Source organism: Tyzzerella sp. An114 (genome assembly GCF_002161055.1).
In the GTDB taxonomy this organism is placed as follows: Bacteria; Bacillota; Clostridia; order Lachnospirales; family Anaerotignaceae; genus Fimicola; species Fimicola cottocaccae.
Window position 1 is genome coordinate 43,853 of record NZ_NFLT01000002.1, and the last position, 15,923, is coordinate 59,775.

Genomic DNA, 15,923 nt, shown 5'->3' on the forward strand with positions numbered 1-15,923 from the left:
CAAAATCAATCCTTTAAATCATTTTTCATTAACTTCATAATTCATACTACGAAGAAGCTCTATACTCTTTTGACGTTGTTCTTCTGTGTCAAAAGCAAAGTATAAAACACCTTCCTCTTTATCACGGCTATTTAAAATACCCATGTTTTTAATATTTATGTTGTTGCTTGATAAAAGTACAGCTATTATTGCTATACTTCCCGGTTTATCGAGAACATCAACAGCTATTTCATAGCGTCTTACATAGCTTTTTGGTGTGGCTGTTGAGAAAGAGTCTCTGTAAGTTTTAGCATTTTCAAAAAAGCTGTGTATTTCATTACTATCACCATTTTTAATAACTGATTTTGCATTTTTTATAACTTCCTCAAAGGATGTGAGAACATCTATTATATTGTCTCTGTTTTCGAGACATATACTTTCCCACATATCAGGACTTGATGATGCAATTCTTGTTGTATCTCTAAAACCACCGGCTGCTAAAAGATGCATATATCCTTTTTCACTATCAAGATTTTTTACAGTGTTTACAAGACCGGCTGCAAGAACATGGGGTACATGGCTTATTGATGCAGTAACATAATCGTGTTCTTTAGGAGATATTATTACAGGTATTGCTCCTATTTTTTCTACCATTGATTTAAGTTTTAAAACTTTTTCATCAGATACATTTTCTGAAGGTGTGAGAATATAGTAAGCATTTTCAAAAAGATGTTCTTTTGATGAGCTATAACGAAATCTTTCTGAGCCTGTCATAGGGTGACCGCCTATATACGTTATTTTATCAGCTATTTTTTTCATATTTTCATATATCGTTAACTTTGTGCTTCCCACATCTGTTATTATACAGTCTTTATCTATGTATTTTGTAAGCTTTTCGGCATACTCAAATATTTTACCTACTGGAGTACATATTATAACTATGTCACAGCCGCAAAATATATCTGTAACATCTGTACTATATGCATCAATTACACCTTCTGACTGTGCCATTTCCAAAACATCTATATTTCTGTTACAAGCAACTATTTCTTTTACTCCACAGCGATTTCTAAGAGCCTTTGCCAAAGAACCGCCTATAAGTCCTAAGCCTATGATACCCGCTTTTTTAAACATTTACTCAAACTTCCTTCCTGCAAGTGTAATAAATGGACGAAGTTCATCACATACTTTTTTGAAATCCTCAGGATTTAATGACTGAGGACCGTCTGAAAGGGCACAAGCTGGATTTGGGTGAACCTCAACCATAAGACCGTCAGCACCAACAGCCGCAGCAGCTTTACAGAGTGGTGAAACATAATCTCTTACACCTGTTGCGTGGCTTGGGTCAATTATAACTGGAAGATGTGTTTTTGAACGGAGAACAGGAACAGCACTTATATCAAGAGTGTTTCTTGTGCTTGTCTCGTATGTTCTTATACCTCTCTCACAGAGTATTACATTTGGATTACCTTCACTCATAACATATTCAGCAGCGTTAAGCCATTCATCAATAGTTGCTGATAATCCTCTCTTTAAAAGTACAGGAAGTCCTGATTTTCCAGCAGCTTTTAAAAGTTCAAAATTCTGCATATTTCTTGCACCAATCTGAAGAATATCAACATATTCTTTTGCAGCATCTATTGCACGAAGACTTGTAACTTCACTTATTACAGGCATTCCAGTAATTTCTCTAACTTCTGCCATGTATTTAAGACCGTCTTCCTCAAGACCTTGGAAAGAGTATGGGGAAGTACGTGGTTTGTATGCACCACCTCTTAAAATTTGTGCACCGCCAGCCTTTGCAGCCATAGCACTTTCAAGAAGCTGTTCTTTGCTTTCAACAGCACAAGGTCCTGCCATTATTACAAAGTTGTCTCCGCCAATTTTAACACCTCTTACATCAACAACAGTTGGTTCTGGGTGGAATTTTTTGTTAGCTAATTTGTAAGACTCACTTACTGTTATAATTCTTTCTACTCCCGGCATAATTTGAGGATTTTTCTGTATAAACTTTTCTTTGTCTCCTACAACACCTATAAGAGTAACTTCAGCTCCTTTTGAGAGATGAGCTTCAAGTCCTAACTCATGAATTGTGTTTACTATATTATCTATATTTTCTTGTGTGGAATTCTGTTTCATTATAACTATCATATTTTTGTCCCCCTTCAAAGTTATATTATACGTGTGTTTTCCATATAAACATATGTATATGTAAGCCTTATTTTAACTCTTTAAAAGTAAGGTGTCAATACGCTAATACACTTTAAAGTGATAAAACAAAAAAGCGGTAAAAAACCGCTTTTACATATTATTAAATATTCGTGATATTGAGTTTCTGTAACTTCTGCTAACAAAAGCAAGTTTGTTGGAATTATTGAAATGTATGAGCCATGGTTCTGATGATTTATCTATGCTTGATATTTTTTCTGTATTTACAATAAAAGAACGATGACATCTAACAAGATTTGAATTATTGAGTTTTTCAAGAATATTTCCTATTGATATAGATACAGAGATAGTTGTATTGTCAGTTTTATTTATTATACATCTATGTCTGTCAGACTCTATAAAAAGTATATCTGAAAAATTTATGTTTATAATTTTTCTTGATGTTCTTAATGTAAGTTTTCCTTCCGAAACCGGATTATTATAGTTGTGAGGAAAAATTTTAGGTTCACTGATAAGTATAAGATTTATTGTTGTTTTTAAAATTATTTCCTCAGCATCTTTAATATTTGATGCCGTTATAATATTAAGACGTTTGTTGTTTTGTGGTATTAGTGAAAATTCATTTCTATAGTCTATTTCTAAATTTTCGTTAATAATCAGTACATTAAAAATTTCACTCACCCCCCATTATCATAAAAAACATGACATATTGTGAAATTATAAATATTATATCACATATGGAAGAAAAATCCATAGTTTTGTATCTAAAAAATATCATAAAACATGATTTTATTTAATATATATTTTTTATAAGGAGGTTTGATACTGTGATAAGGGACGAGCTTTTGATTTCAACTGGAGGAGTTATTAAAAAAGCTGTGGCAGCTTTTGGAGATAGTGAATATAGAAATATATATGAAATAAGAATAAGAAATAAAAGTCCTGTTATTTTCAGAACGTCTGAAGGTGAATTTTTTGTTGATAAAAATATGAATAAGACAAGAGATATAAATATTGCTGTGAATGTTTCTAAAGATGATATAAACAAAACTATGGAGCTTATGAGTAGATATTCACTATATGCCTTTGATGAAGATTTGAAAAGAGGATTTATAACAATTCAAGGAGGACATAGAGCCGGAATTACAGGTAAAACTGTAATTGAAAATGGTAGGGTAAAAACTTTTGGGAACATAAGTAGTATAAATATAAGAATTGCCCATGAAATAAAGGGTTGCAGTAAAAAAATAATTCCTTATATAACACATGATAATGATATTATGAATACTCTTATAATATCTCCTCCCGGATATGGAAAAACAACAATTTTAAGAGACATTATAAGAAATATAAGTGACGGGACAAGTGGCGTCAAAAAGCCTATGAATGTATGTGTTGTTGATGAGAGAAGCGAGATTGGCGGAAATTTTATGGGAGAGTTTAGAAATGATATTGGCATTAGAACGGATATACTTGACAGTTGTCCTAAGGCTTTGGGAATGGAAATGCTTTTGAGAAGTATGTCTCCTGATGTTATTGCTGTTGATGAAATAGGCAGAGATGAAGATGTAAAGGCTATAAGTGAGGCTTTTAATTCCGGTGTAGTTTTAATATGTACAATTCATGGAAAGAGTATTGATGATGTTTATTCTAAAAAAATAATAAGTAATCTTATTTTAGCTGAATGTTTTGAAAGATATATTGTTTTAGGAAAAAGAGGAAATTATTTTACTGTTTTTGATAGTAAGGGCAAACAAATATATAAGGGTGATTGATTTGTTTTTTAAAATTATAGGAAGTATTTTTATTATATTTTCAACGGTTTTATGCTCTATGTATTTTGAAAGTGTGGACAAGTATAGGATAGAGGATTTGGAAGAAATGAAAAAGGGTTTTAATCTTTTTTCAAGTAATATGGAGTATACACATCTTCCTCTTTCAGAGGTTTTTTTTGATATTTCATCAAAATTACAAAGTACCACCAGTGAAATATTTAAAAGAACATCAGAATTACTTAATCAACAAAAATTTGAGACAGCTTCTATGTGTTGGGAGGAGGCTTTAAAAGAGTATGAAAAACAATCATATTTTACTGTTGATGATATAAATGCATTTTTGTATTTTGGAAAAACATTAGGTTATCTTGACAGTTTAAGACAGGTTGAAAACGGAAGATATGCTGTTGAGTATATTGATATGACTCTTGAAAGACTTATTAAAAAATATGATAAGAGTAAAAAAGTTTATAAAAGTTTTGGAATACTTTCAGGTCTTTTGATAGTTATTGTCCTTTTTTAAAGAGAGGTGGGGTTTATGGATATAAGCATTGTTTTTAGGATTGCGGCAGTAGGTATACTTGTGGCTGTTTTAAATCAAGTTTTGATACGTGCGGGAAGGGAAGAACAAGCTATGATGACAACTCTTGCAGGTCTTGTAGTTGTTCTTTTTTGGGTTATACATTACATAAGTAGTCTTTTTGAGACAGTTCAAACACTTTTTCAACTTTGAGAGGTGAATGTTATGGATATTGGCAAAATAGCCATAGTTGGAATTACAGGAACTTTTATGGCTCTTACAATCAAAAAAAATTCTCCTGAATTTTCTCTCACTGTTGCTATGATTACAGGAATAATAATACTTTTTATGGTTATTGAAAACCTTGGTGAAGGAATAAGTGTTTTAAAAGACATATATTCAAAAACTGGTCTTGATTTTGTGTATATTGAAATAGTTATGAAAGTTATAGGAGTTGCATATATATCGGAATTTGCTGTTCAAATTTGTAAAGATGCGGATTTTGGTTTTATAGCCTCAAAAATAGAATTAGGTGGAAAAATAATAATAATGAGCCTTTCAATTCCTGTTATTACAGCACTTATTGATACTGTTACAGGTCTTTTGTCATAAGGGGGATTTTATTTGTGAAAAAGAGATTTATTTTTTTAATTATAATTATTCTTCTATGTCTCTTTGTTGAAAATCCCATTTTTGCCAATGAAAAAGAGGATTTTTTGAGAGACACAATAGAGGAGAGTACTGATATTGATGAGATAAACAAAAAGACAGAGGATATTTCTGGAATGAGTTTTGAAGATATTGTAAAGAAAGTTTTAGAAGGTGATATTGATTTTTCACTTTCAGATGCTTTTAATTTTTTTTTAAATAGTCTTTTTGGAGAGATAAAAGATGTGTTTTCAATTTTTATTGGAATGACTGCTGTAATGATAATGAGTGCTTTACTTAGAACTGTTACAACATCTTTTTGTGGAAAATCTGTTGGGGAACTTGGTTTTTATGTCTGTTATATGATTATGGTACTTTCTATATGTAATGTGTTCTATACAGGTGCAGAGATTGCCATAGAAACTGTTGAAAATATGGGGGGATTTTTAAATCTCACAATACCTATTTTTATAACTCTTGCTGTGTCATCTGGGGGAGTTGGAGAGGGTGTTGTAATAGCTCCTTTTGTGGGAGGAGTTTCCACTTTTATAATAGGCTTTATATCAAAGTTTGTTGTTCCTTCAGCTGTTACAGTTTCTACATTTGAGATTATAAATTATATATCAGAAAGAGACCTTTTAAAATCTTTTACACAGCTTTTAAAAAAATGTATATCAATGACACTTAAAGGAACAGCTTTGTTATTTACAGGAATACTTTCAATTCAAAAATTAGCTGTGCCTGCTGTGTCCGGTGTGGCAGGAAAGACAGCTAAAGCTGTTGTGGGGGCTGTTCCTGTTATAGGTGATGTTATGTCTGGAACTGTTGAAAGTGCTGTTGCTATGATTTCGGCTATAAAGGGAAGTGTTTCTGCTGTCTCGATAGTAATAATAATTGGAATGTGTCTTATACCTATTATAAAACTCTCTGCTGTTTTTATAATGTATCGTCTGGCTGGTGCTCTATCTGAGCCTTTTTGTGATAAAAGACTTATAGGCTGTATGGAGTGTGCTGGTGATTTTACTCTTTTAATTGTTGGTGCTGTTGTTACATCAGCAATTATATTTATATTCTCAATAATTGTTATTGTCACGTCAGGAATTTTGTAATTTTATAAAAGGTGGTAATTATAAAGAATGTTAGAGAGTTTTAAAGCATATATAAAAATTATAGCAGTATTTATGATATTTATTTCTTTTGCCGAAATACTTTTTCCCGAGAACAGTCTTAAAAAATTTATAAATATTTTTATGGGACTTCTTCTTTTAGCTGTAATTTTAGAACCACTTTCCAATTTCAAAGATAGTTTTAATAATATTGAAAAAACAGATTACAGTTTTTATGACGAGAGTATTAGGGATTTTGCTTTTTCGGAGTATTCAAAAAGTGTTGAAAGGGAGGTAAAGGGATATGTATATGATTTTTGTGGAGAAAATGCTTATGCAGAAACTGAAACCGACAGACAGGGTAAAGTGGAAAAAATAACTATTTTTTGTAGTGAAAACAGTGGTGAAGATGACCTTGTAAAGTATCTTTCCAAAAAATACGGTATAGAAAATATAGTTGTAAAAACAAATGAGCAGGTGGAAAAATGAAGGGTAATTTTTTAAAAAAACTTTTCAGCTCCTCCAATAAAAATTTTAAAATGGATATTTTGGCAATATTTATTACAGGGGTAATACTTCTTATTATAAGTAGTTCGTTTTTTGGAGGAGATAAAAAAACAGTGGAAGTTGAGACAGAAGTTAAAGAGAAAAGTGAAAATAATAATACAAATATTGAAACTGATATTGAAAAAAGACTGTCTGAAATATTTTCTCAAATTGAAGGTGCAGGAAATACAAAAGTTATGGTTACACTGTCAAGTACATCTGAAAAAGTTATAGCTAAGGATACACGACAGGAAAGAAATACAGAAAATGGAGAAAACAGTTCATCAGAAAAAACAGTTTTTGAGGAAAGTACAGTTTCAATAGAAAATAATGAGGGCAAAAATCAGCCTTTTGTTATATCTGAGAGTATGCCTCAAATACAAGGGGCTGTTATAGTTTCGGAGGGTGCTGATAATGCCTATGTAAAAAGTGCTATAACAGAAGCGGCGGAAGCTCTTTTAAATCTTCCGTCTCATAAAATAGCTGTTTTTAAAATGAAATAGGAGGTTATACATAATGTTTACATTGAAAAGAAATCAAGTTATAGTTACTACTCTTGCAATAATGATTGCTGTTGCAGGATATCTTAATTTTTCTGAGACAACAAGCGACAGTGCGGAAAAAACTGCTATGAATATAACAGAGGAGGGTGACGCTTATGCAATTTTAAATGATGACGGAAGTATACAGCCCCTTGCAGATAATGAACCGGAGGAGGATGACAGTGCAGAAATGACAATGGCAGAGGGTGAGGGTGCTCTTACAGCCTCATCAGATGACGGAACTGCTGTCTTTGTAAATTCAAATACAGACCCTGAACAGTATTTTGCTCAAGCTAAACTTGAAAGAGACCAGTCAAGAGCTAAACAGACTGATATTTTGACAGAAATGATTAATAATGAAAATGTTTCTGAGGAAAAAAAGGGAGAATGTACAGAGTCTATGCTTGAAATTCAAAGCCGAATTGAAAAAGAAACAGCGGCAGAAGCTATGATAAAATCAAAGGGATTTAGTGAAGTCTATGTGAGAATTGATGATGAGACTGTTGATGTAGTTGTAAATAAAGAGTCACTTTCTGAGGCGGAAACAGCACAGATTATGGATATAGTAAAAAGAAAAACTGGTGTCACTGATGATAAAATAAGAATAAGCCCTTTGAAAAAAAGCTGAAAATTTGACTGTCTTTTATAAGCAATTTAATGTTGTTTATAGAAGACAGTTTTTTTATTAAATAGTGGTTAAAAAAGTTTTCATTTATTTGATAAAATTTTATGCTATAATATACCTTAACTAAAAATGGGAGGAGAGTTTTTATGCAAGAAAAAGTTAAGGTTAAAAAACGTGACACTTTTAGTTCACGCCTTGGATTTATACTTGCTTGTATTGGTTCTGCTGTTGGTATGGGCAATATATGGATGTTCCCTTACAGAGCAGGACAATATGGTGGTGGAGCATTTCTTGTGCCTTATTTTATATTTGTAGTATTTCTTGGATTTACTGGAGTTGCAGGAGAGATGGCTTTTGGAAGGGCTATGGGAACAGGACCTTTAGGCGCTTTTAAAAAGGCTTCTGAAAGACGTGGCGGAAAATGGGGAGAATTTATAGGAATTATACCTGTTATAGGTTCTCTCGGTATTGCCATAGGTTATTCTGTTGTTGTAGGCTGGATTATAAAATTCCTTTTTGGCTCTTTGACAGGTTCTGCCTTTAGTGGTGACTCTGTTGAATATTTCGTTGAGCTTTCAGAAAATTTTGGTAGTGTAGGCTGGCATATTTTAGGTCTTATTATGGTTTTTATAATGATGGTAATGGGTGTATCTAAAGGTATTGAGAGAATAAATAAAGTTCTTATGCCTGCATTCTTTTTCCTTTTTATAATACTTGCCATAAGAGTTTTTATGCTTGATGGTTCAGCAAGGGGATATGAATATCTTTTCAATCCTGATTGGGAGCTTCTTAAAAATCCTGACACATGGGTTTATGCTTTGGGACAAGCCTTTTTCTCATTGTCTCTTGCTGGTTCTGGCACAATAGTTTATGGAAGTTATCTTAAAAAAGATGAGGACGTAATAAATTGTGCAAAAAATGTTGCTTTTTTTGATACTTGTGCAGCAGTTTTAGCGGGACTTGTAATAATACCAGCTGTATTTGCCTTTGGTCTTGACCCAGCAGCAGGTCCACCACTTATGTTTATAACAATGCCTAGTGTATTCAAACTTATGCCTATGGGACAGCTTTTCTCATTTGTATTCTTTACAGCTGTTCTTTTTGCAGCGGTGACATCTCTTATGAACCTTTTTGAAACTCCTGTTGAGGCTTTACAGGAAAAATTCGGTTTATCAAGACTTGTTTCTGTTGTAATTGTTGGTATAATTGCCATTGTTGTAGGTGTGTTTATAGAGAGCGGTGACGCTGTTGGAAGTTGGATGGACGCTGTTTCTATATACATAATACCTCTTGGAGCACTTCTTGCAGGAATTATGTTTTATTGGGTTTGTGGAAAAGGTTATGCAAGGGAACAGGTTCAGCTTGGCAGAGATAAAAAAATCGGTAAATGGTTTGAGCCTGCGTCAAAATACCTTTTTGTTGGTATAACTCTTATTGTATATATACTCAATATCATATTTAAGGGAATAGGTTAATTATTATGCATAATATGCATAAATTATACTTTTAAAATTGCAAATAATAAAAAAAATGATATAATATAAATTACAGAATGTATAAAATCAATTGTTTCAAGAATATACTTTATTTTATATAAAGAAAGATTTTGTCAGGAGGTAAATATATGACTGAGAATAATAAATCTATCGGACAAATTCAGATAGCAGATGAAGTTATTGCTATTATTGCAGGTACAGCTTCACGTGAAGTTGAAGGTGTTTATGCTGCTTCTGGAAATGCAACAGATACTTTTGTTGAGTTTTTTGGCAAAAAAAGTCAGTCGAAAGGTGTTAAGGTTTGTGCTGACAATGGTGAAGTAAGTATTGAAGTTGATATTGTTGTTGAGTTTGGCTCAAAGATACAAAATGTTGCTATGGAAGTGCAGAAAAAAGTTAAAAATGCTGTTGAGACAATGACAGGTCTTGAGGTTATGCTTGTTAATGTAAATATAACAGGTATAGTTACTGACAGCAGAAAACCAAAGACAGAAGAGGAAGAATAAAAGTTTTCAGAAGGCGGAGGTTTTTACTTCCGCCTTTTTGTAGTGTAATAATTAGGAGGATATTTATGCGTCGTAGAGATGTGAGAAGAAATGCGTTTACTTTACTTTTTCAGCTTGGATTTACTGACAATGAGGAGGAAGCAAAGAATATATTCTTTGAGGAAGCTGAAATGGACCTTTCTAAAAACGAGAAAGAGTTTATACTTAAAACAGTAAATGGTGTTAGAGAACACGTTGATGAGATTGATGAAATAATAAACAGTGTTGCTAGAAAATGGGATACAAAGAGAATGGCTAATGTAGACCTTGCTATACTTAGACTTGCTGTTTATGAAATGAGATTTGACGATGAAACACCTGACGGTGTAGTAATAAATGAGGCTGTTGAGCTTGCTAAAGAATACAGCTCTGACGGTGCACCTTCATTTGTAAATGGTATTTTAGGAAAATTAGTTTAAGTTTTATAATAAATTTCAGTTGGTGTTTTTATGATAGAACCTAAAGTTTTTTCTGTATCACAGATTAATCGTTATATAAAAAATATTATAGAAAATGATTTTATATTAAATAGTCTTTGGGTTAAGGGTGAGATTTCAAATTTTAAATACCATTCTTCAGGTCATATGTATTTTACTCTTAAAGATAAAAATGCTGCTATAAACTGTGTTATGTTTAAGGGAAGTGCTGATATACTTCCTTTTATGCCTGAAAATGGTATGGACGTTGTTATATGTGGATATGTTTCAGCCTATGAAAAAACAGGTCAATATCAGCTTTATGCAGAACTTATGGAGCCTTTGGGAGTTGGTGCTTTAAATATTGCCTTTGAACAGCTTAAAGAAAAACTCTCAAAAGAAGGGCTTTTTGATGAGGATTATAAACGAGAAATATGTAAATATCCAAAATGTATAGGAGTTATAACTTCTCCTACGGGTGCTGCTGTTCGTGATATTATAAACATATCCAAAAGAAGAAATAAAGGTGTAAAAATTGTTGTAATTCCAGCTCTTGTTCAGGGAGAAGGTGCTGTAAATTCAATAGTGTCAGCCATTAAAATGGCTAATGAGTGGAGAAAATGCGATACATTAATTGTTAGTCGTGGTGGCGGTTCTATGGAAGATTTACAGGCCTTTAATGATGAGAAAGTTGCAAGAGCAGTTTTTGCCTCGGAGATACCTGTAATATCTGCTGTTGGACATGAAACAGATTTTACAATTATAGACTTTGTTGCAGACCTTAGAGCTCCAACACCTTCGGCTGCCGCAGAGCTTGCAGTAAATGACTTGAGTATTGAGAATGAAAGACTTGACACAATTATTTCTGATTTGAATTACAGTATTAATTCAAGAATTAATTATGAAAAAATAAGGTTTGAAAATCTTATGGATAAAAAGATTTTTAAAAGACCTTTGGATAATATAGCAGATTATGAAATATATATTTCAAATCTTGAAAAACAAATTGAAAATATTATTAAAAATAAAATAACAGAGAGTAATATTATTTTTGAGAGATTACTCAATAAAATTGAAATTCTTTCTCCTATTGCCATGCTTAAAAAAGGATATGCATTGGTTGAGGACAAAGATGGAAAGACAGTGAAAACTGTTGGGGGCATAAACAAAGGGGACAATATAAATGTAATATTGGCAAATGGAAATATTTCTGCCAATGTTACAGATATTTCAAAAAGAGAGTGGTGATATTTTGGCAAAGAAAAATATTTCCTTTGAGGAGGCTTTGGCTAAAATAGAAAAAATAGTTGAAGACCTTGAAAATAATGATATACCTCTTGAAAAATCTGTTCAACTTTATAAACAGGGAATGGAGCTTTCAGTTATATGTAGAGATAAACTTAATGCCATTGAGGAGGAAGTAAAAATACTTCAAAATAATGGAAGGGGCGGATTTTCACAGAAACCTTTTGAATATGCTAAGGAGGAAGAATAAATGGATTTTAATACTGTGTTTAGCGAAAAAATAAAATATTGTGAGGATATACTTGAAAAATTTATACCTTCAAAAGAGGAGTATCCTTCAATTATTTTTCAATCTATGAGATACAGTGTTTTTGCAGGTGGAAAAAGACTTCGTCCTGTTATGCTTATTTCTGCCTGTGAACTTTTTGGTGGAGATATTAAAAATGCAGAGCCTTTTGCTGCTGCCATAGAGATGATACACACCTATTCACTTATACATGATGATTTGCCTGCTATGGATAATGATGATTTTAGAAGGGGAATAGCTACAAATCATAAAGTTTTTGGTGAAGATATAGCTATACTTACAGGTGACGCACTTCTTCATCATGCTATGGAGACAATGGCTGATGCCTGTGTAAATCAAAACTCAATAAATGCTTCAAAGGCTATGAAAGCTATAAGCCATGGAGCTGGAGTTTATGGAATGTTATCAGGACAAGTTGTTGATGTAAAAAGTGAAGGTAAAAAAATAGACGGTGAAACTCTTGAGTTTATACACAGAAATAAAACAGCTGCTATGATTAGTGGTGCTCTTATGGCTGGTGCTTGTATTGCTGGTGCTGATGATGAAAGTATAAAACTTATGGGTGAAGTTGGAGATAAAATAGGAATAGCTTTCCAAATTCAAGATGATATACTTGACGTTACAAGTACAACAGAAGTTTTAGGAAAACCTGTTGGAAGTGATGAAAAAAATGAAAAAGTTACGTATGTTACAATGTATGGAATTGAAAAATCAAAAGAAACTGTAATTAAACTTTCAAATGAAGCCATAGATATACTTAAGAGCTTTGGTGAAAAGGCAGATTTTCTTTTACAACTTACAGAATACCTTATAAAGCGAGAATATTGAAAAACATATATTTAGAAATGAGGGGAAAGTATGGTAAATGAATTTTTGAGTAATACTCCTATTTGGGCAGGCATTATTGGTTGGCTTTCAGCACAGGTTATAAAAGTAATACTTACGCTTTTTTCAGAAAAAAGACTTGACCTTACAAGACTTTATGGTTCTGGGGGAATGCCAAGCTCACACACTTCTTTTGTTATGGCTTTAACTTTTAGTATAGGAAAGATACATGGATTTAATATACCTTCCTTTGCAGTGTCTCTTGCATTTTCATTTGTTGTAATGTATGATGCGGCAGGTGTAAGAAGAGCGGCTGGCAAACAAGCCGCAGTACTTAATAAACTTGTTTTTCACAGTGGTTTAAAACCAGAAGAACAACTTAAAGAGCTTTTGGGACATACACCTTTACAGGTTATGGCAGGAGCTGTTCTTGGAATATTTGTAGGTTTACTTTTTTAATTTAAAAAGGGGTGATTTTGATGGGAGATATACTGAAAGGTATAGATTCGCCATCTGATTTAAAAAAACTTCATAGAGATGAGCTTAAAAAGCTTGCTAATGAAATACGATACTTTTTAATACGAAATGTATCAAAAACAGGAGGTCATTTGGCTTCAAACCTTGGTGTGGTTGAGCTTACAATAGCCCTTCACTATGTTTTTAACACCCCTAAGGATAAAATAGTTTGGGACGTTGGTCATCAAGCCTATGTTCACAAAATACTTACGGGAAGAAAAGACAGATTTAATACACTTAGACAGTATAAAGGTCTTTGTGGTTTTCCAAAGCCTTCTGAAAGTGTTTATGATGCTTTTGCAGTCGGTCACAGTTCAACATCTGTTTCTGCGGCTTTAGGTATGGCTAAAGCTAGAGACCTTAATCACACAGATGAAAACATAATAGCTGTTATAGGTGACGGCTCTATAAGTGGTGGAATTGCTCTTGAGGCAATTAATAATGCTGGTCGTTCTGCCACAAATATGTTGGTTATACTTAATGATAATGAAATGTCAATATCAAAAAATGTAGGTGCTTTGTCAAAGCATTTTTCAAAACTTAGGACAGACCCTTCATATCTCAGTGTTAAAGCTGGAGTTCATAGATTTTTTGACAATATTCCCGTTTTGGGAAAACCTGTTGAAAAATTGGTTGAGAGATTTAAAGATACAATAAAATATTTTATAATTCCAAGTGCATTTTTTGATGAAATGGGATTTAAATATATAGGTATATCTGATGGTCATAACATTGATGAGCTTATAGATGTTCTTGAAAAAATAAAAAATGTTTCCGGCCCTGTACTTCTTCATGTTCATACTAAAAAGGGTAAAGGATATAAATTTGCAGAGGATAGACCTTGGGAGTTTCACGGTGTTTCACCTTTCAATGTGAAAACAGGTAAACCCCTTAAAAAATCCGAAAAAATTTCATACTCAGATTTTTTTGGAAATAAATTAGTTGAGATAGCAAAATCAAATAAAGATATTGTTGCAATAACAGCGGCTATGGCTGACGGAACAGGACTTACAGAGTTTAGCAGAAGTTATCCAAAAAGATTTTTTGATGTTGCCATATCTGAACAACACGCTGTCACATTTGCAGCAGGTTTAGCTATATCAGGTAAAGTTCCCGTTTTTGCAGTTTATTCAACATTTTTACAGAGAGCTTATGACCAAATTATACATGATGTATGTTTGCAAAAACTTCATGTTGTTTTTGCTGTTGATAGAGCGGGACTTGTAGGTTCTGACGGTGAAACTCATCAGGGTGTATTTGATATATCATATCTTTCAGGTATACCTAATATGACTATTATGTCACCTAAGAATGGCTATGAACTTGAAAATATGATTGAGTTTGCTATTAATTTTAATGGGCCTATTGCTGTTAGATATCCAAGGGGAGAGGCTTTAGAAATATTTTCTGATGTAGATACTCCTATTGAATATGGAAAATCTGAAAAAATATTTGACGGTGAAGAAATAGCCCTGATATTTGAAGGAAATATGGCAAAAACTGCTTTTGATGTGGTTTCTATGCTTAGAAATGACGGTTATAATCCTATTCTTATAAATGCAAGATTTATAAAACCTTTTGATAAAGAAATGCTTTTTGACATATCTTCAAAATGTAAATATATATTTACTATTGAGGATGGTCTAAAACATGGTGGAATGGGTTCTACTGTAATGGAAATACTTTCAGGAAATAAAAATAGTCCTTTGGTATATTCCTTTGGTTATGATGATTGTTTTATAGAACATGGAAGTATTTTGGAGCTTCAAAAGGCTTATGGTCTTGGAAAAGATTATATATATGAAAAAATAAAAAGTATTGTAGAGGAATAAAATATGGCTGAGAAAGAAAGACTTGATGTGCTTCTTGTCAAAAAAAATCTTGTCAATTCAAGAGAGTTGGCAAAGGCTGTAATTATGGCTGGAAATGTGTATGTTGACGGCATGAAAGAGGACAAGGCAGGTACAAAAATAGATGTTAATGCAGATATTCAGGTCAAAGGTGCTGAAATGAAATATGTAAGCCGTGGCGGTTATAAGCTGGAAAAGGCTATAAATGAGTTTGGCGTTGACCTTAAAGATAAAGTTTGTATGGATATAGGAGCGTCAACTGGTGGATTTACAGATTGTATGCTTCAAAATGGTGCTAAAAAAGTGTATTCAATAGATGTTGGATACGGTCAGTTTGCTTGGAAACTTAGAAATGATCCTAGGGTTGTTTGCATGGAAAAAACAAATATGAGATATGTAACTCATGAACAGATACCGGAGGAAGCGGATTTTGCTTCTGTTGATGTGTCTTTTATATCTTTGACAAAAATTATACCGGCAGCTTTGGGTATTTTGGGAGAGACAGGTCAGCTTGTCTGTCTTATAAAACCACAATTTGAAGCTGGCAGAGAGAAAGTTGGCAAAAAAGGCGTTGTTAAAGATATAAGTGTTCATAAAGAGGTTATACTCAAAATTATAGATTTTGCCTTTGAAAATGGTTTGAATGTACTTAATATAAGTTTTTCACCTATAAAAGGGCCAGAAGGTAATATTGAGTATCTCATATATCTTGATAGAAAAAACGAAGGACTTACAAAAGAAGAAGCTTATGCTCTTGCGTCTGAAATAACTGACGCATCTCATAATATACTTGATTGATATTCGGCGGTGATT

General features: G+C 32.7%; 20 protein-coding genes. 17 read left to right on the top strand and 3 right to left on the bottom strand.

Features of this window, described 5'->3' with window-relative positions; translation table 11 throughout:
- Positions 1-18: 18 nt before the first annotated feature.
- From B5E58_RS02020 to B5E58_RS02030, 3 genes are all read right to left on the bottom strand, one after another.
- Positions 19-1,113, bottom strand: coding sequence for a prephenate dehydrogenase (locus tag B5E58_RS02020; protein ID WP_088108019.1), 1,095 nt, complete (start codon positions 1,111-1,113; stop codon positions 19-21).
- Positions 1,114-2,130 carry a 3-deoxy-7-phosphoheptulonate synthase gene (gene aroF, locus B5E58_RS02025; RefSeq protein WP_088108020.1) on the bottom strand — a complete coding sequence of 339 codons (1,017 nt, stop codon included), beginning with the start codon at positions 2,128-2,130 and terminating at the stop codon, positions 1,114-1,116. It lies immediately after the preceding gene.
- 150 nt (positions 2,131-2,280) lie between these two features.
- Entirely contained in the window at positions 2,281-2,829 is a 549-nt protein-coding gene (locus B5E58_RS02030) for a LytR/AlgR family response regulator transcription factor (RefSeq protein WP_088108021.1), read from the bottom strand.
- Between the two features lie 146 nt (positions 2,830-2,975).
- On the opposite strand from B5E58_RS02030, the gene spoIIIAA reads away from it, so the two are divergent.
- The 17 genes from spoIIIAA to B5E58_RS02115 all read left to right on the top strand — a co-directional run bounded on the left by spoIIIAA (position 2,976) and on the right by B5E58_RS02115 (position 15,908).
- Complete coding sequence (spoIIIAA, locus tag B5E58_RS02035) at positions 2,976-3,923, top strand: stage III sporulation protein AA (protein WP_158097641.1); 948 nt, start codon at positions 2,976-2,978, stop codon at positions 3,921-3,923.
- Positions 3,916-4,446 carry a stage III sporulation protein AB gene (locus B5E58_RS02040; protein WP_275532710.1) on the top strand — a complete coding sequence of 177 codons (531 nt, stop codon included), beginning with the start codon at positions 3,916-3,918 and terminating at the stop codon, positions 4,444-4,446. The genes spoIIIAA and B5E58_RS02040 overlap by 8 nt, the downstream gene beginning before the upstream one ends.
- A 15-nt stretch (positions 4,447-4,461) precedes the next feature.
- Positions 4,462-4,656 carry a stage III sporulation protein AC gene (gene spoIIIAC, locus B5E58_RS02045; RefSeq protein ID WP_088108024.1) on the top strand — a complete coding sequence of 65 codons (195 nt, stop codon included), beginning with the start codon at positions 4,462-4,464 and terminating at the stop codon, positions 4,654-4,656.
- A gap of 12 nt (positions 4,657-4,668) precedes the next feature.
- Entirely contained in the window at positions 4,669-5,055 is a 387-nt protein-coding gene (spoIIIAD, locus tag B5E58_RS02050; protein ID WP_088108025.1) for a stage III sporulation protein AD, read from the top strand.
- A gap of 14 nt (positions 5,056-5,069) precedes the next feature.
- Complete coding sequence (locus B5E58_RS02055; protein ID WP_088108026.1) at positions 5,070-6,200, top strand: stage III sporulation protein AE; 1,131 nt, start codon at positions 5,070-5,072, stop codon at positions 6,198-6,200.
- Between the two features lie 27 nt (positions 6,201-6,227).
- On the top strand, positions 6,228-6,686 hold the full coding sequence (locus B5E58_RS02060; protein ID WP_088108027.1) for a stage III sporulation protein AF: 459 nt from the start codon (positions 6,228-6,230) through the stop codon (positions 6,684-6,686).
- Positions 6,683-7,246, top strand: coding sequence for a hypothetical protein (locus B5E58_RS02065; RefSeq protein WP_088108028.1), 564 nt, complete (start codon positions 6,683-6,685; stop codon positions 7,244-7,246). Before B5E58_RS02060 ends, B5E58_RS02065 begins: the two co-directional genes overlap by 4 nt.
- Positions 7,247-7,259: 13 nt before the next feature.
- Entirely contained in the window at positions 7,260-7,913 is a 654-nt protein-coding gene (locus tag B5E58_RS02070) for a SpoIIIAH-like family protein (RefSeq protein ID WP_088108029.1), read from the top strand.
- A gap of 143 nt (positions 7,914-8,056) precedes the next feature.
- Positions 8,057-9,385, top strand: coding sequence for a sodium-dependent transporter (locus tag B5E58_RS02075; protein WP_088108030.1), 1,329 nt, complete (start codon positions 8,057-8,059; stop codon positions 9,383-9,385).
- Positions 9,386-9,534: 149 nt separating this feature from the next.
- Positions 9,535-9,912: an Asp23/Gls24 family envelope stress response protein gene (locus B5E58_RS02080; protein ID WP_088108031.1), complete on the top strand. Its 378-nt coding sequence runs from the start codon at positions 9,535-9,537 to the stop codon at positions 9,910-9,912.
- Positions 9,913-9,977: 65 nt separating this feature from the next.
- Positions 9,978-10,370 (top strand): transcription antitermination factor NusB, encoded by a 393-nt coding sequence (gene nusB / locus B5E58_RS02085; protein WP_088108032.1) that lies wholly within the window; start codon positions 9,978-9,980, stop codon positions 10,368-10,370.
- 30 nt (positions 10,371-10,400) lie between these two features.
- Entirely contained in the window at positions 10,401-11,615 is a 1,215-nt protein-coding gene (gene xseA, locus B5E58_RS02090) for an exodeoxyribonuclease VII large subunit (RefSeq protein ID WP_088108033.1), read from the top strand.
- Positions 11,616-11,619: 4 nt separating this feature from the next.
- Positions 11,620-11,862 (top strand): exodeoxyribonuclease VII small subunit, encoded by a 243-nt coding sequence (gene xseB / locus B5E58_RS02095; RefSeq protein ID WP_206608538.1) that lies wholly within the window; start codon positions 11,620-11,622, stop codon positions 11,860-11,862.
- Positions 11,863-12,747 carry a polyprenyl synthetase family protein gene (locus tag B5E58_RS02100; protein WP_088108035.1) on the top strand — a complete coding sequence of 295 codons (885 nt, stop codon included), beginning with the start codon at positions 11,863-11,865 and terminating at the stop codon, positions 12,745-12,747.
- Positions 12,748-12,777: 30 nt separating this feature from the next.
- Positions 12,778-13,203, top strand: a complete 426-nt coding sequence (locus B5E58_RS02105; protein ID WP_088108036.1) for a divergent PAP2 family protein — start codon at positions 12,778-12,780, stop codon at positions 13,201-13,203.
- Between the two features lie 20 nt (positions 13,204-13,223).
- Positions 13,224-15,092, top strand: coding sequence for a 1-deoxy-D-xylulose-5-phosphate synthase (gene dxs / locus B5E58_RS02110; RefSeq protein ID WP_206608539.1), 1,869 nt, complete (start codon positions 13,224-13,226; stop codon positions 15,090-15,092).
- A 3-nt stretch (positions 15,093-15,095) separates the two neighbouring features.
- On the top strand, positions 15,096-15,908 hold the full coding sequence (locus tag B5E58_RS02115; RefSeq protein WP_088108037.1) for a TlyA family RNA methyltransferase: 813 nt from the start codon (positions 15,096-15,098) through the stop codon (positions 15,906-15,908).
- The last annotated feature ends 15 nt before the right edge of the window (positions 15,909-15,923 follow it).

Bases quoted from the DNA above. Each gene is read 5' to 3' on its own strand.
- B5E58_RS02070 (WP_088108029.1), top strand. From the start codon at position 7,260: ATGTTTACATTGAAAAGAAATCAAGTTATAGTTACTACTCTTGCAATA.
- B5E58_RS02080 (WP_088108031.1), top strand. From the start codon at position 9,535: ATGACTGAGAATAATAAATCTATCGGACAAATTCAGATAGCAGATGAA.
- B5E58_RS02075 (WP_088108030.1), top strand. From the start codon at position 8,057: ATGCAAGAAAAAGTTAAGGTTAAAAAACGTGACACTTTTAGTTCACGC.
- B5E58_RS02105 (WP_088108036.1), top strand. From the start codon at position 12,778: ATGGTAAATGAATTTTTGAGTAATACTCCTATTTGGGCAGGCATTATT.
- aroF (WP_088108020.1), bottom strand. From the start codon at position 2,130: ATGATAGTTATAATGAAACAGAATTCCACACAAGAAAATATAGATAAT.
- xseA (WP_088108033.1), top strand. From the start codon at position 10,401: ATGATAGAACCTAAAGTTTTTTCTGTATCACAGATTAATCGTTATATA.
- B5E58_RS02065 (WP_088108028.1), top strand. From the start codon at position 6,683: ATGAAGGGTAATTTTTTAAAAAAACTTTTCAGCTCCTCCAATAAAAAT.
- spoIIIAD (WP_088108025.1), top strand. From the start codon at position 4,669: ATGGATATTGGCAAAATAGCCATAGTTGGAATTACAGGAACTTTTATG.
- dxs (WP_206608539.1), top strand. From the start codon at position 13,224: ATGGGAGATATACTGAAAGGTATAGATTCGCCATCTGATTTAAAAAAA.
- spoIIIAC (WP_088108024.1), top strand. From the start codon at position 4,462: ATGGATATAAGCATTGTTTTTAGGATTGCGGCAGTAGGTATACTTGTG.
- B5E58_RS02020 (WP_088108019.1), bottom strand. From the start codon at position 1,113: ATGTTTAAAAAAGCGGGTATCATAGGCTTAGGACTTATAGGCGGTTCT.
- B5E58_RS02115 (WP_088108037.1), top strand. From the start codon at position 15,096: ATGGCTGAGAAAGAAAGACTTGATGTGCTTCTTGTCAAAAAAAATCTT.
- B5E58_RS02060 (WP_088108027.1), top strand. From the start codon at position 6,228: ATGTTAGAGAGTTTTAAAGCATATATAAAAATTATAGCAGTATTTATG.
- B5E58_RS02100 (WP_088108035.1), top strand. From the start codon at position 11,863: ATGGATTTTAATACTGTGTTTAGCGAAAAAATAAAATATTGTGAGGAT.
- nusB (WP_088108032.1), top strand. From the start codon at position 9,978: ATGCGTCGTAGAGATGTGAGAAGAAATGCGTTTACTTTACTTTTTCAG.